The organism is Acetonema longum DSM 6540, assembly GCF_000219125.1.
In the GTDB taxonomy this organism is placed as follows: domain Bacteria; phylum Bacillota; class Negativicutes; order Sporomusales; family Acetonemataceae; genus Acetonema; species Acetonema longum.
Window position 1 is genome coordinate 1 of record NZ_AFGF01000280.1, and the last position, 21,548, is coordinate 21,548.

At 52.2% G+C, this 21,548-nt stretch carries 21 protein-coding genes, 3 pseudogenes and 1 riboswitch; of the genes and pseudogenes, 20 read left to right on the forward strand and 4 right to left on the reverse strand.

Annotation, left to right across the window (positions count from 1 at the left end; genetic code table 11):
- The 8 genes and pseudogenes from ALO_RS22240 to nth all read left to right on the forward strand — a co-directional run.
- Positions 1–217: pseudogene (locus ALO_RS22240) on the forward strand (uracil permease); the annotation flags it as partial.
- 79 nt (positions 218–296) lie between these two features.
- Positions 297–1,089: pseudogene (gene yqeB, locus ALO_RS23995) on the forward strand (selenium-dependent molybdenum cofactor biosynthesis protein YqeB).
- 11 nt (positions 1,090–1,100) lie between these two features.
- Entirely contained in the window at positions 1,101–1,895 is a 795-nt protein-coding gene (gene yqeC, locus ALO_RS19910) for a selenium cofactor biosynthesis protein YqeC (protein WP_004099878.1), read from the forward strand.
- Between the two features lie 136 nt (positions 1,896–2,031).
- Positions 2,032–2,301, forward strand: coding sequence for an ACT domain-containing protein (locus tag ALO_RS19915; RefSeq protein WP_004099879.1), 270 nt, complete (start codon positions 2,032–2,034; stop codon positions 2,299–2,301).
- Between the two features lie 259 nt (positions 2,302–2,560).
- Positions 2,561–3,919 (forward strand): PFL family protein, encoded by a 1,359-nt coding sequence (locus ALO_RS19920; protein ID WP_004099880.1) that lies wholly within the window; start codon positions 2,561–2,563, stop codon positions 3,917–3,919.
- Positions 3,920–4,073: 154 nt separating this feature from the next.
- Positions 4,074–4,205, forward strand: a riboswitch (molybdenum cofactor riboswitch).
- A 98-nt stretch (positions 4,206–4,303) separates the two neighbouring features.
- A complete protein-coding gene (locus ALO_RS19925; RefSeq protein WP_004099882.1) occupies positions 4,304–5,329 on the forward strand; it encodes a molybdopterin-binding protein in 1,026 nt (341 codons plus the stop codon).
- A gap of 16 nt (positions 5,330–5,345) precedes the next feature.
- A complete protein-coding gene (locus tag ALO_RS19930) occupies positions 5,346–5,978 on the forward strand; it encodes a nucleotidyltransferase family protein (protein ID WP_004099883.1) in 633 nt (210 codons plus the stop codon).
- Positions 5,979–6,015: 37 nt separating this feature from the next.
- Positions 6,016–6,645: an endonuclease III gene (gene nth / locus ALO_RS19935; RefSeq protein WP_004099884.1), complete on the forward strand. Its 630-nt coding sequence runs from the start codon at positions 6,016–6,018 to the stop codon at positions 6,643–6,645.
- A 39-nt stretch (positions 6,646–6,684) separates the two neighbouring features.
- Here the strand turns inward: nth and ALO_RS19940 are convergent.
- A pseudogene (locus tag ALO_RS19940) lies at positions 6,685–7,352 on the reverse strand (metal-dependent hydrolase).
- A gap of 140 nt (positions 7,353–7,492) precedes the next feature.
- Here ALO_RS19940 and moaA point away from each other — a divergent pair.
- From moaA to ALO_RS19965, 5 genes are read left to right on the forward strand one after another with little or no spacing between them, the layout of a single operon-like run.
- Positions 7,493–8,470 carry a GTP 3',8-cyclase MoaA gene (gene moaA, locus ALO_RS19945; RefSeq protein ID WP_004099886.1) on the forward strand — a complete coding sequence of 326 codons (978 nt, stop codon included), beginning with the start codon at positions 7,493–7,495 and terminating at the stop codon, positions 8,468–8,470.
- A gap of 3 nt (positions 8,471–8,473) precedes the next feature.
- Positions 8,474–8,953 (forward strand): cyclic pyranopterin monophosphate synthase MoaC, encoded by a 480-nt coding sequence (moaC, locus tag ALO_RS19950; protein WP_004099889.1) that lies wholly within the window; start codon positions 8,474–8,476, stop codon positions 8,951–8,953.
- Between the two features lies 1 nt (position 8,954).
- Positions 8,955–9,392 carry an MOSC domain-containing protein gene (locus ALO_RS23400; protein ID WP_004099890.1) on the forward strand — a complete coding sequence of 146 codons (438 nt, stop codon included), beginning with the start codon at positions 8,955–8,957 and terminating at the stop codon, positions 9,390–9,392.
- Positions 9,392–9,880 (forward strand): MogA/MoaB family molybdenum cofactor biosynthesis protein, encoded by a 489-nt coding sequence (locus ALO_RS23405; protein ID WP_004099891.1) that lies wholly within the window; start codon positions 9,392–9,394, stop codon positions 9,878–9,880. Before ALO_RS23400 ends, ALO_RS23405 begins: the two co-directional genes overlap by 1 nt.
- 27 nt (positions 9,881–9,907) lie before the next feature.
- Positions 9,908–11,068, forward strand: a complete 1,161-nt coding sequence (locus ALO_RS19965) for an MFS transporter (RefSeq protein WP_004099892.1) — start codon at positions 9,908–9,910, stop codon at positions 11,066–11,068.
- Here ALO_RS19965 and ALO_RS19970 read toward each other — a convergent pair.
- Complete coding sequence (locus ALO_RS19970) at positions 11,065–11,802, reverse strand: DUF2161 family putative PD-(D/E)XK-type phosphodiesterase (protein ID WP_004099894.1); 738 nt, start codon at positions 11,800–11,802, stop codon at positions 11,065–11,067. The genes ALO_RS19965 and ALO_RS19970 overlap by 4 nt on opposite strands.
- 268 nt (positions 11,803–12,070) lie before the next feature.
- Between ALO_RS19970 and ALO_RS19975 the strand changes: the two genes are divergently transcribed.
- Entirely contained in the window at positions 12,071–12,433 is a 363-nt protein-coding gene (locus ALO_RS19975) for a response regulator (protein WP_004099895.1), read from the forward strand.
- Positions 12,434–12,482: 49 nt separating this feature from the next.
- Here ALO_RS19975 and hydG read toward each other — a convergent pair whose 3' ends face one another.
- Positions 12,483–13,904, reverse strand: a complete 1,422-nt coding sequence (gene hydG, locus ALO_RS19980) for a [FeFe] hydrogenase H-cluster radical SAM maturase HydG (protein ID WP_004099896.1) — start codon at positions 13,902–13,904, stop codon at positions 12,483–12,485.
- Complete coding sequence (locus ALO_RS19985; RefSeq protein WP_004099897.1) at positions 13,894–14,178, reverse strand: TM1266 family iron-only hydrogenase system putative regulator; 285 nt, start codon at positions 14,176–14,178, stop codon at positions 13,894–13,896. The genes hydG and ALO_RS19985 overlap by 11 nt, the downstream gene beginning before the upstream one ends.
- 365 nt (positions 14,179–14,543) lie before the next feature.
- On the opposite strand from ALO_RS19985, the gene ALO_RS19990 reads away from it, so the two are divergent.
- From ALO_RS19990 to ALO_RS20015, 6 genes are all read left to right on the forward strand, one after another.
- Entirely contained in the window at positions 14,544–15,719 is a 1,176-nt protein-coding gene (locus tag ALO_RS19990; RefSeq protein ID WP_004099898.1) for a M20 metallopeptidase family protein, read from the forward strand.
- An 83-nt stretch (positions 15,720–15,802) separates the two neighbouring features.
- Positions 15,803–17,200 (forward strand): sodium:solute symporter family protein, encoded by a 1,398-nt coding sequence (locus ALO_RS19995; RefSeq protein WP_004099900.1) that lies wholly within the window; start codon positions 15,803–15,805, stop codon positions 17,198–17,200.
- 79 nt (positions 17,201–17,279) lie between these two features.
- Complete coding sequence (trmL, locus tag ALO_RS20000) at positions 17,280–17,738, forward strand: tRNA (uridine(34)/cytosine(34)/5-carboxymethylaminomethyluridine(34)-2'-O)-methyltransferase TrmL (protein WP_004099901.1); 459 nt, start codon at positions 17,280–17,282, stop codon at positions 17,736–17,738.
- Positions 17,739–17,756: 18 nt separating this feature from the next.
- Positions 17,757–18,650 carry a TIM barrel protein gene (locus ALO_RS20005; RefSeq protein WP_004099903.1) on the forward strand — a complete coding sequence of 298 codons (894 nt, stop codon included), beginning with the start codon at positions 17,757–17,759 and terminating at the stop codon, positions 18,648–18,650.
- Between the two features lie 115 nt (positions 18,651–18,765).
- Positions 18,766–19,698 (forward strand): UDP-N-acetylmuramate dehydrogenase, encoded by a 933-nt coding sequence (murB, locus tag ALO_RS20010; protein ID WP_004099907.1) that lies wholly within the window; start codon positions 18,766–18,768, stop codon positions 19,696–19,698.
- Positions 19,699–19,837: 139 nt separating this feature from the next.
- Positions 19,838–21,454 (forward strand): MBL fold metallo-hydrolase RNA specificity domain-containing protein, encoded by a 1,617-nt coding sequence (locus ALO_RS20015; protein ID WP_004099909.1) that lies wholly within the window; start codon positions 19,838–19,840, stop codon positions 21,452–21,454.
- The last annotated feature ends 94 nt before the right edge of the window (positions 21,455–21,548 follow it).

The following is a 21,548-nucleotide window of genomic DNA, read 5'->3' on the forward strand; positions in this document are numbered from 1 at the left end:
GATCGAAAAGCAGGTGGACTACACTAAGTCCCGCAATCTGATTCTGACCTCGGTCGTGTTAATCAGCGGCATCAGCGGCGCAGCCGTTAAGTTCGGGACGATTGAATTGAAAGGCATGGCGCTGGGAACCATTGTTGCCATTGTCGTGAGCCTGGTATTTGAAGCCTTTACCCGGCTGCATATCGCCAACGATCTGGACAACTCCCGGGGCAAATAATGAAATGAGTTTAAATGCCCGCGTTGCGGGCATTTTCCTTACTAAGACGGTGTTAAACTTTCTGTACCGGAGGGTTCATATGGGACGACTGGTTATTGTGCGGGGAGGCGGCGATCTGGCCAGCGGTATCATTCACCGCCTGTTCCGAGCCGGATATGATATTATCGTTACCGAAACCGAATTTCCTACCGTAATCCGCCGGACCGTGGCCTATGCCGCGGCGGTATATGCCGGCAGTGTGACAGTGGAAGAATTGCAGGCAGACTATTGTCCAATGAATGAGGCGCTTCAGAAAATAAGAGACGGGATCATACCAGTTATTGCCGATTCCGGCGGCGAGAGCATCCGGCTGTATAAACCGGCTGCTGTGGTAGATGCTATTCTGGCCAAGAAAAATTTGGGCACAACCCTGAATGCGGCGTCCGCTGTTATCGGAGTGGGGCCGGGATTTACCGCCGGCCGGGATGTCCATGCCGTTATCGAAAGTATGCGGGGCCACGATTTAGGCCGCGTGTATTTATGAAGGACAGGCTTATCCTAATACCGGCAGGCCGGGTGATATCGGCGGCTATACCTTGGAGCGCCTTTTACGGTCGCCAGCTGCCGGCCGGTTTCAAGGGACCAGGCATATCGGCGATGTGGTTTCAGCCGGTGAGACGGTGGCTTATGTGGACGGGCGGGCGGTTACGGCGCAAATTACCGGAGTTTTGCGGGGACTGCTGCAAGACGGGCTTACGGTCACAGCTGGTATGAAGGTCGGCGACATAGATCCCCGCTGTAAGCGCGAACATTGCTACACCATTTCCGATAAGGCCCGGGCCATCGGCGGCGGAGTGCTGGAGGCGCTCTTGTCCTTGGGGGTATGTCCGTAAGGAGAGCAAGCATGGATCAGACAAGAAGACTTTGGACGGCGCTTGTCAGAGACTGGCGATGCCGCACTATTGCCTTGATCGGCGGCGGGGGCAAGACCAGTCTGATGTATTATCTTCTAGCAGTTCTGGGAGATCAGAATCTGCCGGTCATCGCCACTACCACCACTAAATTGTGGCTGCCGGCAAGAGAGGGGCCGTCGTTGGTTTATGCTGCTGATTACGCTGCCTGTCAGGCCGCCGCAGCTGGTATGATGACTAAGTCTCAGGCCTTGATTCTCGCCAGGGAGCCGGATCGGCAGGATCATCGCAAAATTGCCGGCGTGCCGCCTGAATGGCTGGACAGTTTGCAGCAGGAATTTCCGGACCTGATTTGCCTGGTGGAGGCAGACGGATCGGCGGGAAAATCCCTGAAGGGACACTTGCCCCACGAACCGGTGATTCCAGCTGGCTCCGACTTGGTTATTCCGGTGATTGGCATAGATTGTATCGGCCAATCCATTCAAACGGCTGCTCATCGCCCGGAACGTTTGGCGGAGATTTTGCAGGTTGCCGCTGCCGGTCCGGTCAGCGTTGAATCGCTTTTGGCCATATTGTTTCATCCTGCCGGGTATCTGGCAAAGGCTCCCGCTGCCGCCAGAATCCTGCCTTGCATTAATAAGGTGGAAACGCCGGAAAATATCCGGCAATGCCGGGAATTGACCCGGGCTATATTACACTATGGCGGTGACCGGCGGCTAGTAGGCGTCATGGCGGGCAGTCTGCGGCAAAATCATTTTTGGTACTGCTCCGCCGCCTGTGCGCAGTAGATATTGGATAGAGTAACTTAACGAGCCTTTCTGTGAAAAAGACTTTGGGATTTCTCCGTTTTTGTGTATAATAAATATTATTGCTTTTTGTCCTTGTAAGAAAAGCAACGATTACAAAGAAAGGAGTGTGGCCGGAATGAAAATCGTGGTAACAATTGTGGGACAGGACCGGGTTGGTATCATTGCGATGGTCAGCACTATCTTAGCTGAGAACAATATCAATATCCTGAATATCAATCAGAATATTTTGGATGGCTTTTTCAATATGGTGATGATTGCCGATATGACCTTTTCTAAAATGGCGCTAAAGGACCTGCAGCAGTTTTTAAAGGAAAAAGGGAAGGCGATTGGCCTGGATATTAAAGTACAGCATGAGGGAATTTTCCAGAGCATGCACCAGATTTAGCGGGAATCCGTTGAAAAGGCCCATCTGCGTCACTTCAGCCTCTGGCGAACGTAAAGTCTCACGCCCGTCCTCGTCGCGCTGTATCAGAATTTGTGACTTTTCGGGAGATAGGTAGTAGCGAATAATTTCTTATAAGCCGAAAAGTCACCTGAATTCTTCACTAGTTACGGCAACGCAGGCGTTTCTCTTACCTAGCATATGAACCTTTTGAACGGTTCCCAATTCAGATTTCCTTAAAGGTTAACGGAGGAGGCCTATCATGCTTTCATTGCAACATATTCTGGAAACCAACCGGATGATTGAGGAAAATAAACTGGATGTGCGGACGATTACGCTGGGGATCAGTCTACGGGACTGCGGGCATCCGGATATGTCTGTTTTTTGCCGCAATATCTATGATAAAATCACCAAGACTGCTGAAAAATTAGTGCGGGTGGGTGAAGATATCGAAGCCGAATATGGCATTCCCATCATTAATAAGCGTATTTCCGTCACCCCCATGGCCATTGCGGCGGAAAGCTGCCGGACCGATACGTATGTACCGGTGGCCCAGGCTATGGATGCGGCGGCGAAACAAGTGGGGGTCAATTTTATCGGCGGTTTCTCCGCTCTGGTGGAAAAAGGTTACACTAACGGCGATAAGATTCTCATTCGCTCGATTCCGGAGGCTCTGACCGTCACCGAGCGAGTCTGCTCTTCGGTGAATTTGGCATCCACCAAAAGCGGCATTAATATGGACTGCGTCCGGGAAATGGGCGAAATTATTAAACGTACGGCGGAACTGACCGCTGACCGGGATGCCTTGGGCTGCGCCAAGCTAGTCGTGTTTGCCAATGTACCGGAGGATAATCCGTTTATGGCCGGCGCTTTTCATGGGGTTGGCGAACCGGAAACAACCATCAATGTGGGGGTCAGCGGACCGGGAGTGGTCAAACGGGCCCTGGAGGAAGTACGGGGCAAGGACTTGGGGGCTGTCGCTGAAACCATCAAAAAGACGGCTTTTAAGATCACCCGAGTGGGCCAATTAGTGGCCCAGGAAGCCTCCCGCCGCATGGGAGTACCCTTTGGCATCATTGATTTGTCCCTGGCGCCTACGCCGGCGGTGGGCGACAGCGTGGCTCATATTTTAGAAGAGATCGGTCTGGAGAGTTGCGGTGCGCCGGGCACTACCGCTGCTTTAGCCATGCTCAACGATGCGGTGAAAAAAGGCGGACTGATGGCGTCTTCCTATGTAGGCGGATTAAGCGGCGCCTTTATTCCGGTCAGCGAAGATGCCGGGATGATCGCGGCGGTGGAGCGGGGCAGCCTGACCCTCGAAAAGTTAGAAGCCATGACTTGTGTCTGCTCGGTAGGGCTGGATATGATCGCCGTTCCCGGCGCCACGCCGGCTGCCACCATCGCGGCGATTATCGCCGACGAGGCAGCCATTGGCATGATTAACAATAAAACGACCGCAGTGCGCATTATACCGGTTCCCGGTAAATCGGTCGGCGACCGGGTAGAGTTTGGCGGTTTGTTAGGGCATAGCCCGATTCTAGCTGTTAATCCCTTTGGTTCCGGGACCTTTATCGCCCGTGGCGGCAGAATTCCCGCCCCTATCCGCAGCCTGACGAATTAGCCGGCCATAGGCGGCTTCACCTGTATGCGTATTGATTTATAACGTTCAATTGTAAATTGCAAGTATCGTTTAAATCTTTGCGCAAATCATCCGGATAGCGTATAATACAAGCAGGGGTAGAACAGGTTGCTTTCTCTGTTATACTCAACTGCTTCATATCGTTGTTTTCCGAGCCGTATTGTCTAAGGAGCCTGCTGATGGGCTCTATGATGGGACGGCCGATTCGGGTACGGAAGGAAACGCCCGTGCCTCCGCGTGATTGGAAAGGAAAACGTATGACGGCTTCAGGTGATTTAGCCGCTTCCTGTCCATTTTTCGCACAGGAAGCGGCTTTTATTTTTATAGAGTACGGTTGACCCACAAGTCGGAGCTGGAGGAGATAGGATGACGATCAGGCAGGTACGGGTTGAAGACGCTGTAGGGATGGTTTTGGGACACGATATGACGAAGATTGTTCCCGGCGAATATAAGGGGCCGGCATTTAAAAAGGGACATCTGATTCGCGCTGAGGATATTCCCTATCTAAAGGACATCGGTAAAGAACATATCTATTTAATTGATCTGCAGCCGGGTCAGGTGCATGAAAATGACGCCATCAGCCGGATGGCCGGGGCAGTGGCCGGAGACAATGTTACTCTCAGTGAACCGTCGGAAGGAAGAATCAATATTCGGGCTGGGATTGACGGGTTGCTCAAGGTGAACGAAGCGGCGGTACAAGCGGTAAACCTGGTTGAGCATGCCGTATTATCCACCCGCCACAGCAACACAATCGTAAAAGCCGGCGAGATCCTTGCCGGCGTGAAAGTCGTTCCGCTGGTTGTAGAGGCAACAACCGTCCAAACTGTGGAGCAGATTGGACGAAACTGTCCGGGCATGATTTCAGTGCACCTCCTCAGGAATCTGCGGGTAGGCGTGATCATTACCGGCAATGAGGTGTTTTACGGCCGCATCCAGGACCGTTATGCGCCGGTTTTCACCGAAAAAATAAAGCAATATGGAGCAACTTTAGCCGGGATCATATTCTGTCCCGATGATGCCGCGAAGATCCGGGAAGCGATTCTGGACTATGCAGCCCAAAAGGTGGATGTGATTATTGCTGCCGGCGGCATGTCGGTGGATCCGGATGACGTGACTCCGGACGCGATCCTTGCCAGCGGCGCCTCGCTGGTCAGCTACGGTTCACCGGTGCTGCCGGGAGCCATGTTCATGCTGGCCTATTTGGGCGATATCGCCGTGATGGGTATGCCGGCCTGCGGCATGTATGACAACATAACAGTGTTTGATATGATCTTTCCCCGGGTATTAGCCGGAGAAAAAATAGGCAAACCGGATATTGCGGCTATGGGGTATGGCGGTCTCTGCCTGCGATGCGGCGAGTGCGCCTATCCTGTCTGCCCTTTTGGCAAGTAATGCCGGGTATGATGCTATGATTGCCAGTGTGATTTTAGCGGCCGGGTCAGCCAGCCGAATGGGCAAACCTAAACAGCTGCTGCCCCTCGGCGGACGTCCGATGGTTTGGTGGGCAGCCAATGCCGCCTGCCGCGCTGCTTTGGGACAGGTGATCGTCGTGACCGGGGCCTATGGCGAGGAAGTTTCCCGGGCTCTTGCTGATCTTGCCGTTTCTGTTGCGGTTAACCCTCATTGGCAGTCCGGCCAGGCTGCCAGCCTGAAGGCGGGATTGGCGACGGTAGACCGGCAGGCCGTGGCCGTCATGTATTTATTAGCGGATCAACCCTTGATCCCGGCTGCCGTCCTTCAGGACATCGCCCGGGCTTATTACGCCGGACAGGGCAGCATAGTGGCGCCGGTGTTTCAGGGACAGCGCGGCAATCCTGTATTGTTTGACCTGAACCGGTGGAGGGAGGACCTCCTGACTCTACAGGGTGACTGCGGCGCCAGGGAAATCCTGCGCACGCACCCGACTGAACTGGGATGCGTACCGGTGGATGCCCCCCATTATTTTCTGGATGCTGACACAGAGGAAGACTATCAGACTATTTTACGGCACTGGCAAGACGATTTGATAGATGAGAGAAACGCTTCGCGTTTCTGCAAATGAAGAATTTAAACGGCTATTTTGATACGGAGGGCATCAGGTGAGAACAACCAAAGCGATGAAAGAAAAAATCCTCAGCCTTTTGGCTGAAGAATACCGGGATGCCGTCACGGCGTTGCATTACTCAAACCCGTTTGAAATGCTGGTGGCGGTAGTACTGTCTGCTCAGTGCACTGATACCCGGGTGAATTTGATTACAGCCCGGCTGTTTCCCCGCTATAATACCCCGGAGAGCATGCTGGCCCTGTCTCAGGGCCAGCTGGAAGAACTGATCAGAGACTGCGGCTTATATCATGCCAAGGCTAAAAATATCCTGGCAGCCAGTCAAATACTGGTTGACCGCTATCAGTCCCAGGTGCCTGCCGCGTTTGACGATCTGATTCAATTGCCGGGCGTAGGCCGTAAGACCGCCAATGTGCTGTTAAGTCAATTGTTCGGGCAGCCGGCCCTGGCGGTTGATACCCACGTGTTCCGGGTCGCTAACCGTTTGGGTTTGGCTAAAGGAGACACGCCGTTAGCAGTGGAACAAGGACTAATGAAAGCCATTCCCAAAGAAAAGTGGGGCCAAGCCCATCATTGGCTGATCTGGCATGGCCGCAAAGTTTGTAAAGCCCGCCAGCCTCTGTGCGGGCAATGCATCCTGGCCGAACTGTGTCCTTCACGGCAATAGATCTGCTGCCTGCTCCGGATGTGTCGCCAGGGATGGGCATTAGCCAATGGCGAGAGTGGTTCCCGGTATCATGATTTCCACAGGGATGGAGAAACGCTGTTCGACCTTTTCTTTGAATGCATCCGGTGACTGAGCAATGAGAGGCCAGGTATTATAATGCATGGGAATGACTTTCCGGGCTTGAGCATGCCCACGGCCTCAACGGCGTCGTCCGGCCCCATGGTATAGTTGTCGCCAATGGGCAGCAGGGCATAATCAATGGATTCCAGCCGTCCCAGCAAGGCCATATCGCCGAACAGCCCGGTATCGCCGGCGAAATAGAAGGTTTTCCCATGAAATTTCACAATGAAACCGCAGGCATGACCTCCCGGTACCCCGGCGCCATGAAAGGCTAAAGTCAGGCGGACATAACCGAACTCAAAGGCATGCTTGCCACCCAGATGCATGGCGTGGGTGGCGCAGCCCTGCTCACTGCAAAGATGGGCAATTTCGGCGGTGGATATGACAGTGGCCCCATTACTTTTAGCGATGGTTACTGTATCACCCAGGTGATCGGAGTGCCCGTGGGAGACCAAGACATAATTGCAATGAATATCGTCCGGCTGGGCGATTTGAAACGGATTGTCGCTTAAAAACGGGTCAAATATCAGAGAAACATGATCTCGCGTCAATTGAAAGCAAGCATGGCCGAGAAAACGCAATTGCATGGAAATTACCTCCTTGTCCCAAGTCAGGGACGGTTATATTTTGGCTCCTGTCACTCATACTATTCGTTGTTTTCAATATCTTTCCTTTTTCCCGGAAGGGTCAGCAGACAGTATAAAGTCATCTGGAGAGGGATGATGCTGTGAGAGATGGTTTTAACCGCAACATTGAATATATTAGGGTCTCGGTGACGGATCGCTGTAATTTCCGCTGCTTATATTGCATGCCTGCTGCCGGTGTGAGGCTGCTGGAACATGCCGATATTCTGACCTATGAAGAAATCCTGCGCCTGCTCAGTCTGTTGGGGCGGGCCGGCTTCCGGCGGGTGAGGCTGACCGGCGGTGAACCGCTGATCCGTAAAGGATTTGCGGATTTCGTCAGAGAAGTGGCTGCTCTAAGATACTTTGAGGATATTGCAGTCACTACCAATGGCAGCCTGTTGGCTGAGATGGCCTTTCCGTTAAAAGCTGCCGGACTTAAACGGGTGAATATCAGTCTGGATACTGTAAATGTCAATCGTTTTAGTCATATCACCGGCGGCGGAAAACTGTCCCGGGTTATCGAGGGAGTGGAAGCCGCTTTGTTGGCCGGACTCTCTCCGGTGAAGCTGAATGTGGTCCTGACGGATATCTTACAGCAAAGTGATATTTCCTATTTTGTCGATCTGGTGCAGACGTCGCCGGTTTCAGTTCGGTTTATCGAATATATGCCCATCAGTCAGTGTGATGTCTCCGCCGGTATGAGTATTCCGGCTCTCAAACAGACTATTGAAACCCTGGGCGGCCTGCTGACGCCGACATCTATGAGTTACGCTAACGGGCCGGCTAAATATTTCCGCCTGTCCGGCAGCAAGGGAACCTTTGGCTTTATTACTCCCATCAGTGAACATTTCTGCGGTTCCTGTAACCGTGTCCGGCTGACAGCTGACGGCAAGATCAAACCCTGTCTGCTGTCCAACCAGGAATACGATATCAAAACCGCCCTAAGAGGCGAGATCAGTGATAAAAATTTGCTGCGGCTTTTAGAGAGGGCCATTACCGCCAAACCGGCCGGGCATGATCTGGTGGACCGAATGAATGCCCCTGGTTTTTGCCGCAACATGTCTCAAATTGGAGGGTAACGGATGGAACTGACTCATTTTGATCAGTCTGGCAAGGCCCGCATGGTAGATGTTACTGAAAAAAATGAAACCAAACGAGTGGCGGTTGCCACAGGCCGCATCGTCATGCAGCCCGAGACTCTGGCCCTGATCCGGCGCGGCGAAATGGGCAAGGGCGATGTGCTGGGGGTAGCCCAGGTGGCGGGAGTTATGGGGGCCAAGAAGACATGGGAATTGATTCCCATGTGTCATCCGCTGCTATTAACCGGTGTGAAGCTTGACTATACGCTGAATGATACGGAAAACAGCATTACTGTCCAAGCGACTGTCTCCACCACCGGTAAAACCGGCGTGGAAATGGAAGCCCTGACCGCAGTATCGGTTGCTGCCCTGACCGTTTACGACATGTGTAAGGCCGTAGATAAATCCATGACCATTGAATCCATTCAGTTGCTCCACAAGAGCGGCGGCAAAAGCGGGATCTATTCGAGAGGAGATAAATAGCATGGGTAAAGGAACTGTAGTCGCGGTATGTACCAGTGTCAACAAAGGCGAACGCAAGAAAAATGTCGGTGCAGCCATGCTGTTGCCCAATCTGGGGCTGGAGGGCGATGCTCATGCCGGCTTCCAGCACCGGCAGGTCAGTCTGCTGGCTTTGAAAAGTATTGAAAAGATGCGCAACATGGGACTGGATGTGAATCCGGGGGACTTTGCCGAAAATTTGACTATCCAGGGCATGGAGCTGATCTCTCTGCCGGTCGGAACCCGGCTTCGCATCGGAAAATCCTTGCTGGAAGTCAGCCAGATCGGAAAAGAATGTCACAACCGCTGCGCTATCTACTATCAGGCCGGCGACTGTGTCATGCCCAAGGAAGGTATTTTTGCCATTGTCAGGCAGGGCGGTCCGATCAAAGTCGGCGATGAAATTGAGGTGATCGACTGATGTACAGCATCGGCATTATCACTGCCAGTGATAAGGGCTCCCGTGGCGAGCGGGAAGATGTAAGCGGCCAGGTCATCAAAGAAATACTGACTGACCTGGGTGAGGTAAAACACTATATCGTTGTACCGGATGAAAGAATGGCCCTGGAAGAACAAATGAAATTCATGGCTGACCGGATTCATATCGACCTGATCCTGACTACTGGCGGCACAGGCCTGGGACCTCGGGATGTAACCCCCGAAGCCACTCTTGCCGTCATCGACCGGCTGGTTCCCGGCATCCCCGAGGTCATGCGGGCCAAATCCCTGGAGAAAACCTCCAGGGCTATGCTGTCTAGGGCAGTAGCCGGCATAAGAGGCAGCACTCTGATCATCAACTTGCCGGGCAGTCCCAAAGGCGTGAGGGAGTGCCTGGAATTCATCCTGCCGGCATTGGATCATGGATTAGCGATTATGAAAGGGGAGGCTGGGGAATGCGCTCGGCCATAAGATCATTTTACCGGGGGATGATCATGCGTGTTTAACTGGGAAGTTTATACTCCTGCTTTTATCAGTCTCATTTTTGCCAATATGTTTTTTTGGATGAGCACCAATTTTTTCCTGCCAGTATTGCCGGTATATTATCATGGCCTAGGAATGAACGATTCCCAGGTGGGGCTGGCGATAGGAGCTTTCGCAGTAGGGGCGGTTAGTTTCCGGTTGTTTGCCGGAAAAGCGGTGGACCGCTACGGCAGTGTGCGAATTATTGCTGTCGGGATTGTTCTGTCGATTGGGGCCATTATCAGCTACCGGTTTAGCCATGGCCTGGAATCGGCTGTTCTATCGCGGTTTCTGCACGGCGTGGGTATTTCCACCTATGCCGGCGCTGCTTTGACGATGGCTTCTTTAATGCATGAAGAAAAGCATACGGCGGAAGCCGTGGCAGCATATACGCTGTTTTCCATGATCGGCGTGGGCATCGCTTCATCTACTGCTAATATATTGTATCAGGCAGGTGGAATTTTGTGGGTGATCGTGGCCGGAGTGACGGCGACCTTTATGTCGCTGTTACTATTTCCCAAAGAGGCGAAATTAAAAATAAAACCGGTTGCCGCTGACAGCCTGCCAATACGGACAGTGATTGCCAATCCGGGAATTTATGTGCCTACGGCCAGCCTGCTGGCGGTATCTCTGTGCTTTGGCACGGCCATGACCTTTCTGCCTCTGTTGATGATCAGCCGGGGCATCTACGGGCTCAGTGCTTTTTATGCGTCCTATGCCGTCGCTGTTGTTGTTTCCCGTTTCTGGGTAAAAAGCCTCTGTGACCGGCTTACGGCCCAGAGGCTGTCACTGTACATATTAGGTTTGTTCGCGGTGATCATGCTGCTGATCGAATTTTCGTCTTCACCCTGGATGCTGGTTATAGCAGGAATTGGGTTAGGTATCGGCTATGGTTTGGCCTTCCCGTCCATGGCCACGATTATCACAGCCTCCACTCAACCGGCTAATCGCGGTACAGCCTTTGGCTTCTACACCATGGCGGTAGATGTGGGGTTTGCGGCGGGGGCGATGATCATGGGCAACCTTGCGTCCCATTGGGGGTATGAGACGGTTTTTGCCGCGGCGGCGTGCTACACGCTGACCTATATGATTTTGTATCAAGTTTCATTCCGGCGGCTGCTGGCGGTTAAGGGCTAAACGGGGTCCTGCGGGGGTACATAGCAATCGGCGATTTCCCGGTAATTATTTAAATCCGCCGCGCCTTGGTCGCTCAGGGCATATACCCCTCGGGCAATTCTTTGAAACCAGAGATAATGGTTATCCCGCAAAATTCCGGCTGTTTTTTCAGTATCGGCGCCTCTTTCCTTCAGTTGTTTTATACTTAAGGGTCCGTGCTTGGCCAACAAGGCGGCAATGTGAATGGCCATTTCCCGATAAACGGTTATCAGTTTTTTTCTTCTGGTACCGCCGGGGTTTAAATCGCCATGCCGTCGGTTGAACTCAGCTAGCAGTTTCTTCCTTTGCCGGCTGTCGGTTTTTTTTCCGGACTCCCGTCCGCAGAGTTCAGGCTCCAGCCATTCTTCCACTGCGGACGTTTTGCCTCTGAAGGTGACTAACAGCATTCCGATTCCCAGCCGGCGCAAAAGGTGACAAATGCTCTTCCATTTTTTCGTCAGGATGCTTTTGCTGTTTTTGGGTACGGCGATGTAGACCAGGTCTGCGACTTTCTGCCGGAGCGCCGCCTGCAAAATCACCTCCAGATTTACTCTTACTTTCATTTCTACCACCAAGACTGTTCCCGCCTGATTTACAGCAACAACATCGCACTGGTTGACCTCGCCTTTTACCGTACAATTCCGGCTGATGAGATAGTCGCGTACCGCCGGATACAGATCTTCTTCCCGCAGGGAGAAGGTTCTCTTTTCTTTCACTGATGCACCTCGATCGTTACTATTCACGTAAATTCCCTGCCGGTGGAGGGCAGGGAATTTACGCCGTGAAATTTATTCCTAATGCCAGCAGGATTTTTTGGCTGTTTTAGCCAATTAAGTTGATAGCACATTTATTTTTGCATGGTCATTACCTTATGGTCCAGGGCAAAGGAAGTGTATAAAGGCGGGGATTTATGGGAGCAATTGGGCGATGCTGACATCAGGGACGATGAAAGTAGTGCAAATGTAGTAATAATAGGAGGCAATTATGGCTAGGGTTGTGATTGTGGATGATGCCGCTTTTATGCGGATGATGCTTAAAAACATTTTAACCCAGAACAATTTCGAGGTGATCGGCGAAGCGGATACCGGTGCCAAAGGCGTTACGCAATACCGGGACCTGCGTCCGGATATTATTACCATGGATATTACCATGCCGGATATGGATGGCATTACCGCAGTAAAGGAAATTAAAAAACTGGATGCCACAGCTAAGATTATTATGTGCAGCGCTATGGGACAGCAGGAAGTGGTTTTGGAAGCTGTCAAGGCCGGGGCGGTTGATTTTATTGTAAAGCCTTTTCAGCCGGAGCGGGTTTTGGAGTCTTTCAATCGGGCTCTTTCGAAGTGAGGGCGGAATGGCGCTGTTGCCAGTCCGGGACGAATGGCAGCTTAGCATGTTAAAAATACAGATCCCTAGTCCCCGTCTCTAATTTATCCAGTTCTCTTTTGGTCTGTTCCCGGGTTTTTTGATTCGGGATACAGGCCAATTGTTGTTTTAAAAGGGTTTTACCGACTGCCCGGGTGGCCGGGTCGGCGTAATCCAGCAGGTATTCCTTCAAAGTCAGCAGGGCATTCGGAAGACAGACATTCTGGATGTCACCGCTTTTGGCCAAGGCCATAAACCGGTCGCCGGTGCGACCCTGACGGTAGCAGGCTGTACAGAAACTAGGGATATAGCCGGTTTGACACAGCAGACGAATGATTTCATTGGGGGAGCGGCTGTCGCCGACTTCAAATTGAGCGGTATCTTCTGACGTTATCGCCTGGGATGCCTGATAGCCGCCGACACCGGTGCAGGAACCGGCACTGATTTGCGATACGCCGCAGACTAACAACTCGTCCCTGAACTCAGCATTTTCCCGGGTAGAGAGGATGAGACCGGTATAGGGAACGGCCAGCCGGATGATAGCAATGATTTTTTTAAAGGCCGCATCATCCACCAGATAAGGGAACTCATCCAGGGTGACTCCGCCAGCTGGGCGCAGCCGGGGCACGGAAATGGTATGAGGTCCTACGCCGAATGTTTTCTCCAGGTGCTCGGCATGCAAAAACATGGCCACGGTTTCATATTTATAGTCATACAAGCCGTAGAGAACGCCGATGCCCACATCGTCAATACCGGCTTGCATGGCCCGGTCCATGGCAGTGGTATGCCAGTTGTAATCCCGTTTGGGACCGGTAGGATGCAGCTGCTGGTAAGAAGGCCGATGGTATGTTTCCTGAAACAAAATATAGGTGCCGATGCCGGCTTCTTTCAGCTGGCGGTAGTCTTCAACCGTGGTGGCGGCGATGTTCACATTGACGCGGCGAATCTGGCCGGCGCCGTCTCTGACGCTGTATATGGCCCGAATACAGTCGATAACATAGTCAATCGGGCAATTCAACGGGTCTTCACCGGCTTCCAGGGCCAGGCGCTTATGTCCTAGGGATTCCAGGATTTCGACTTCCTTCTTGATTTCCTCCGGGCTCAGACGGTGGCGGCGCTGGGTCCGGTTGCCGCTGCGGTAGCCGCAGTATTTGCAGTTGTTGACGCAATAGTTGGAAATGTATAGAGGGGCAAACAGCACAATTCGATTGCCATAGATGGTCTTTTTAATGTCAGCGGCCGATTGATACAGGAGCTGTTCCAGCTCCTGGTCGTCTGATTCAAGCAGAACGGCGACCTCTGCGGCGCTTAATCCCTTAGCTGCCCTGGCTTTTTCGATAATGCCCTTCACCAGGGGCTTGGACTGAGCCGTGATTTTGGCCTCAGCCAGCAACTTAATAATTAAACTGTTGTCGATAAAGCTGTCGGTAGAACGCTGGTGTTCATTGATCATTCAGGGGTTCCTCCTTCACGATGGATTTTTTGCCGGTAAGGGCGGATTTAACCGTGACGCCGGGAAGGAGCCCCAGTTTACCGGTCAGGGCGCCGATTTCATCGGTAGAACCTTCGACGATCAGAGAAATAATACCTACGCTTTCTTCCGGACGGGGAATGCCCATCCTGCCGATAATCATGTGACTATAGCCGCTAATGAGCAAATTGACCTTGTCGGATATCGTTTGGGGATTATGCACTACGATGCCGATGACACCTAAACGCCTGGACACGGTAAAACACCTCCTGTAAGTAAAATGGCCTTTTTCTGTCCGGCGCACACCGGCGCACAAAAAGGGACAGAAAAAGGCAGATTGGACTACAGCTCCTACATCCTTTACGCAGGCCCCGCCCTTGCTGTCAGATACAGAACAGACAACTTATCATCCTTTGGAAGATCTATAAAATACCTCCCGTCAGACTTATAGTTTATTATACAATATTTTCTGCCAAAAGAAAATTATAATTGTCATCGCCGCCGGCTGATGTCCGCAGGCATACCCGAGAAACACAGCTAAACAGACAGCTGAGTTAAAATTATCCATAAGGTGCATACTAAGCCTGTATATTGACAGAGGTAAATTCTCCGGGAGGTTCTATGACTGGAATACAGGAATTAGTGAGAAACCATGAGACGGAAATCATTGAACTGAGGCGTTACTTTCGGATGTATCCGGAACCGGCGGACGAAGAATACAATACCCAGCGCAAGATCAAGGAAAAATTGACGCAATTGGGCCTGGAGCCGGTTTCTGTGGCGGGGGCCGGCGTCATGGCGGATATTCGGGGGCAGAGACCCGGGGCGTCCGCCAAAATTATTGCTTTACGGGCGAATATGGACGCCATGCAGGTTGAAGATGAAATCGACCGGCCCTGTCAGTCGCAAAATTATGGTTGGTGCCATGCAGCCGGCCATGACGGGCACATTGCTATATTGCTGGGGGTAGCTAAGGTCCTGACGGAAATGCGCCGGGAATTTTCCGGCGTTGTACGATTGCTGTTTCAGCCGGGCCGGGAGCCGTTGCCGGGAGGGGCGCAAGGCGTGATTGAAGACGGGGCATTGCGCGATGTGACGGCCATTTTCGGCATGCACCTCCGGTCTGACTTGCCGGTAGGTGCCCTTGGCTACAGCCGGGGCCGAATGATGGCTGAGTCGGACGAGTTTACCGTTCAGGTTCGGGGAAAAGAAGGGGATAGTTCGGCGCCCTGCCAGGCGGTCAGCGCTTTGACGGCGGCGGCTCAAATCGTAGCGGCATTGCCCCAGGTTGCGGGACAATATACCAATCCCTTGGAACCGTCTGTTATATCGGTGGGAATGCTGCAGGCCGGCGAATCTTTTCATACCATCCCGGCAACAGCGGTCATTCGGGGAACGGTCCGTACCTTCGATCAGGCTACTCGCGACCAAATCTTTGCGGGTCTTGAGCGACTGTGCCATGCGCTGTGCGGCGCAATTAGCGCTGAATGTACCGTTAACAAAACTTTCGGTTGTCCGCCGGTGATTAACGACAAACAGTTTGCATCTGTGGCTGCGGCGGCGGGAGCCGCCGTTTTGGGACAGGAAGCGGTGCGGGAAATACCGCCGGTCATGGTGGGAGATGATTTTTCAACCTATCAGCAACTTATCCCGGGCGTAATGATTTTTATCGGAGCAGGCAACCGTGACAATGCGATCTATCCTCAGCAGCATCCCCGGTTTGACATTGATGAAGCTGCCTTGCGGATGGGAACAGGAGTGCTGGCGGAAACGGTTGTCCGGGCGCAAAATTCTTGACGCTTGGCAGGTAATAAGGTATTTTTGGCGTAATAAAAATTTAAGAGGAGGGGACCACAAAAATCAGGATAAGGTGATATAGTATGCAATTTACAGCTGGTCATATGGCAAGTCTGATTGCGACCCTGGTCATCGTGACCGGAATTGGCTTGAGCGCGGCCCGCAAGGTGAAAACTGCCGCCGATTTTACCCTGGGCGGTAAATCCTCCGGCGTTGTCTTGATCACCGGCACCATTATCGGGACGATTGTGGGTGGCGCATCCACTGTCGGGACGGCACAGCTGGCGTTTAGCTACGGATTTTCGGCATGGTGGTTCACTTTGGGAGCAGGTATTGCCCTGGGGCTGTTATCGGTTTTTTATGCCGGACCGCTGCGTTCTTCCGGATTGCAAACCATTCCGCAATTTTTGACGGCAAATTATGGCCGGGCTGCCGGTCCTATTACCAGCCTGACCTCGTCCGCCGGTATTTTTTTTAGCATTGTGGCCAATATCATGTCTGCCATACCGCTGGTGGCCGCTATTTTCAGCTTCAATCTTCATCAATCCGCAGGTCTGGTCTTTCTGCTTATCGTGGCATATGTCTTTTTCGGCGGCGTATGGGGAACCGGCCTGGTTGGGGTTGTTAAAACTCTATTGATATACCTGACTCTGTTGACGGTTACCGTTGTATGCTGGCAAGGCATGGGCGGAATCGGCGGCTACCTGGATGTCTTTCCCCCGTATCCCTGGTTCAGCCTGATGGGGAGGGGATGGTTGGTTGATCTGGCCAGCGCTCTGTCGCTGATCGTAGGGACGCTGAGCACTCAGACATACATCCAGGCGGTATATGCCGCCCGGGATGTGCAAACTGCCCAAAAAGGCGCACTGGCGGCGGCTCTGATAACCCTGCCCACCGGTATCCCGGCAGTTCTGGCCGGCATGTACATGCGGGCGCATCACCCCGCTATCGCGCCGATTGATGCGCTGCCTTTATTTATTTTACACTACCTGCCGCCCTGGATCGGGGGTATAGGAATTGCCGCCCTGCTGCTGGCGGCGGTGGGATCGGCGGCCGGCCTGGCTCTGGGAGTGGGGACTATGCTTTCGAGGGATATCATCCTGCCTCTGCGGAAAACCGCCGGCGAACAGACCATGCTTTGGATCAACCGTCTGATGGTACTGGGCATTACGCTCTTGGCGGCGGTTTTTACCTTTGGCAATCTAAAATCCCTGGTTCTGGAGTGGAATTTTTTATCGATGGGCCTGCGAGGCGCCGGGATTTTTTTACCTCTGACGTTTGCGGTGCTTTTCCCCGGGCGGGTGAAAAAGCAGGCGGCTATTTTATCTATGATCGTCGGCGCTGGTGTGGCACTTGTCTGGAAAGGCGTTTTCCCGGAAAGCATTGACCCCTTGTATGCCGGGCTGCTGGCCAGCGGGCTGGCGATTGTTCCGGGATTGTGGCGGGGGACCGCAGACAGTAAAGATAAATCTTCCGGATGATCATGATTTTGGGTGTATATCGTCCGGGAAGAATGTTTTATAATAGGATGTATGGTCCATATTGGGGAGTTGGGGAGAAATGCATATCGTCTTGGTTGAACCGGAGATTCCCGGTAATACAGGAAATATTGCCCGGCTGTGCGCGGCGACTCGCGCCGAGCTGCATTTGGTAAAGCCGCTGGGTTTTTCGGTGGATGATAAATCGTTGAAACGAGCCGGATTGGATTATTGGCACTTATTGCGAATTCATTACCATGACAGCATTGGCGAGGTCATAGAACAATATCCTGGGAAAACTTTTTACTTTAACACGACTAAGGCTCATAAACACTATGCCCAGGTTGGCTTCAGCCCGGATGATTTTTTGGTATTCGGCAAAGAAACAGCCGGATTGCCTGAAACCCTTCTGGCGGAGCATCGGGACTATTGCATCCGCATTCCGATGATCAACGATGCCAGATCGTTGAATCTCTCTAATGCGGTGGCTGTGGTCATCTATGAAGCGCTGAGGCAAAACGGTTTTCCTGATTGCAGATAGAGGGGCCTGTTAAAATTGATGAAAGAATTGGGTGAAACAATGGAACTGGCAAAATTTGGACCGGCGGGGAATCCGGATGCTTTTTATGAAGCCGGGTTTAAGGCGTCGGTTGATATACCAGGCTGGCTAAGCCGGTTGCGGCTGGCGGCATATGAGTATCAGTGCGGACGCGGCGTGAATGTAGGAGAGAAGACGGCTGGGGCAATTGGTAAAGCCGCGGCGGAGCAAAACATCGCTCTGAGTATTCATGCGCCCTACTATATTAATTTGGCTACAGAAGATGAGTCTCTGGCGGCAAATACTGAAAATCACATCCTTAAATCACTGCAGGCCGCCCGCTGGATGGGAGCTGACCGGGTTATTTTCCATATGGGCAGCCCCGGAAAAAGCAGTCGCCAGGCTGCCATGGACCGGGCCAAACATCGTCTGTCCGGTGTTTTAGACAAAATTGAACGGCTGGGTTTGTCGGACATTATACTGGCGCCGGAAACCATGGGCAAAGTCAATCAGCTGGGATCTTTGGAGGAAGTAGTTCAGTTGTGCAAGCTGGCGCCGAACTTGTTGCCGGCAGTGGACTTTGGCCACCTTCACGCCGTTACCAGGGGAAAATATACCGACAGACAGGAATTTGAGGCAGTTTTTGATTACGTGCAGGCTGAATTGGGCGAAGCAGCTGCCTGTTCTTTACATATTCATTTTAGTCGCATAGAGTATACCAAAGCCGGTGAAAAACGGCATTGGACTTTTGCCGATGAGTATGGCCCGCCTCATGAGCCTTTTATCGCTGTGATTGCTGACCGGAAACTCCAACCGCGCATTATTTGCGAGTCAGCCGGCACTCAAGCCCGGGATGCTTTGATTATGCAGGAATTGTACCTGCGTTTATTGAATAAGGATTCGGTGGCAGGATAAGATTTCAATCTCAAACCCCAAAGCCAAAAGCATGGAACGTTTCTGTTTCGAATATATTATGAATGGCCGATATTGAAAATGGTTGGCGAATCGGTCGCAGAAGGATTGAATATGTTTGCAGACAATAAATAAAGAACAAAAAACGAAAATTTATAGCCAATTGCGGGCGGTTATACCGTCGGAAAGAATCTTGCCGGATGAACCTATGCGACGGCATACAACCTTCCGTATTGGGGGACCGGCGGATTTTTTGGTATTGCCGGCCAACACCCAGGAAGTAGCGGCAATCTTGCCTGCGGCCAGGAAGATGCATCTGCCGGTAACCCTTTTGGGGCGCGGATCCAATGTACTGGTCTCGGATAAAGGCATCCGCGGACTGGTCATCCGGTTTGGCAAAAATATGAGTGGGATTTACCATGAAGGCCATACTATTACTGCCGGCGCCGGTGCGACTTTGGGAGATGTGTCGCGCTACGCCGCTAAACTGGGACTGACGGGAATGGAATTTGCGGTGGGTATTCCCGGAAGTATCGGCGGCGCCGTGTTTATGAACGCCGGCGCTTATGGCGGTGAGATGAGTCAAATCGTCAATGCCGTGCTGGCAGTCAGTCCGGAAGGCGATTTAAAGCGCTTTGAACATGAGAATATCGGATTTCAGTACCGTCACAGTGCTTTTTATGATAACCACTATTCCATATGTGAAGTGGAACTGATTCTACAGCCCGGTATTGCCGAAGAAGTCGGTAAAAAAATGGAAGAATACACCCTCATGCGCAACACCAAGCAGCCGGTGGAGATGCCTAGCGCCGGCAGCGCGTTTAAAAGGCCGCCGGGCCATTTTGCCGGTACCTTGATTGAACAGGCCGGATTAAAGGGGTACACGGTAGGCGGAGCGCAGATATCGCCAAAACACGCCGGGTTTATTGTCAATATCGGCGATGCCACGGCCCATGATGTTTTAGAGTTGATTCAGACGGTGCAGAACCGGGTCTATGAAAAGTTTCAGGTGACGCTGCAGCCGGAAGTTCGGTTAATCGGTGAACAATAAGGGATGGGATCATGCGGACAGGGCAAGACTCGTGAGTGGTCTTGCCTTGCTTTTGTCAGGAGGGATCAGGACAGGGGATTTGCCCGATTGTGTGGAATATTAAAAGTATGGCGAACTGCCGAATGGGAGGAGGATATCCATGCAGCTGACGTTTCTCGGCGCCGCAATGATGGTAACCGGATCTGCCTTCCTGCTGGAAACGGGAAGGCACAGGGGGCTGGTAGATTGCGGCATGTTTCAGGGATCCAAGGAGATTGAGGCATTAAATCGACGCCCCTTTCCCTTTGACCCAAAGACGATAGACTTTGTGCTGTTGACCCACGCTCATATAGATCATAGCGGCTTGCTGCCGCGTTTATGCAAGTCCGGCTTTAAAGGACCGATCTATGCCACGCCGGTTACCGCTGCCTTGTGCGGCATTATGCTGCCTGACAGCGCTCATATCCAGGAGTATGATGCGGAGGTGGCCAACCGCAAAGGCCAGAGGGCCGGCCGGAAGGCCTTACAGGAACCTCTCTACACGGTGCAGGAAGCTTATGAGTGCTTAAAGCAGTTTGTTACGGTAGAATATGACCGGGAATTTGCACTGAATGATGAGATTATCTTTCAATTTCGCGATGCCGGACATATATTAGGATCTTCCATGATTGAGCTGTGGGTGAATGAGACTAATGATGAAAAAGGCCGGAGTAAGTATTTATTTTCCGGCGATATCGGCCAGCCGGACCAGCCGATCCTAAAAAATCCGACCTGCATCGACAGCGCGGATTTTGTGATTATGGAGTCTACCTATGGCAACCGGCTGCATGAGGGGCAGGCCAAAGAAGAGGCCCTGGCCCAAATTATCAATGATACTTACGCGGCCGGAGGCAATGTGGTCATTCCGGCTTTCGCCGTAGGGCGGACCCAGACGCTGCTTTATTATCTGCGCCAGTTCTTCAAAGAAAAAAAGATACCTGATATGCCAGTGATTGTGGATAGTCCCATGGCAGTTTCAGCCACCGATATATTCCTGGGTCATCCCCAGGAATATGATGCGGAATCCCAGGCCATTCTTTCCGGCAATGAGCATCCGTTTAAAATGCCCAACCTGGTCTTTGCCAAATCCTCCGATGAATCGAAAGCCATTAATTCCATGAATGAACCGGTTATTATCATCTCGGCCAGCGGCATGGCTGATGCCGGACGGATTTTGCATCACCTTAAGCACAATCTTTGGCGTCCGGAGTCAAGTGTTGTCCTGGTGGGTTATCAGGCCCAGGGGAGCATGGGCCGGAGACTCTTAGAGGGGGTAAGACGGGTCAAGATCATGGGTGAGCAGATTAGCGTAAGGGCCAAAATTCATAACCTGGACGGATTTTCCGCTCACGCCGACCGGCAGCAGCTGCTGGATTGGCTGTCCTGCCTGCAATCGCCGCCGGTTAATATATTTATGGTGCATGGTGAACCGGATATGTCCGAGCCGTTTGCCCGTATAGTCCAGGGAAAGTTCGGTTATCCTTGTTTTGTACCCCGCTACGGCGATGCAGCGGTATGTCAGGGACGCAAGTGGAGTCTGCAGGAATCCGACGCAGCCGTTGTCAATCCTGATATCAGGCGACTGCAGGAGCAGATCAGTTTGATTGAGGCCAATTACCGGGAATATCGCCGCCGTATCGAACGATTGCTGGTTTCAGACAGCGACAAAGCATCCGATATCGTGAAACGGCTGGCTAAAGTGGATAGCTTTATCAGACAGACTTTCGACGATTTGTGATGATTTCTATTCAAATCCACCGAATAGTGTGACATTTTCTGTTAATCTTGACTTTTCCTGCCGGAATATACTATATTGAATAGATGAGACGAAT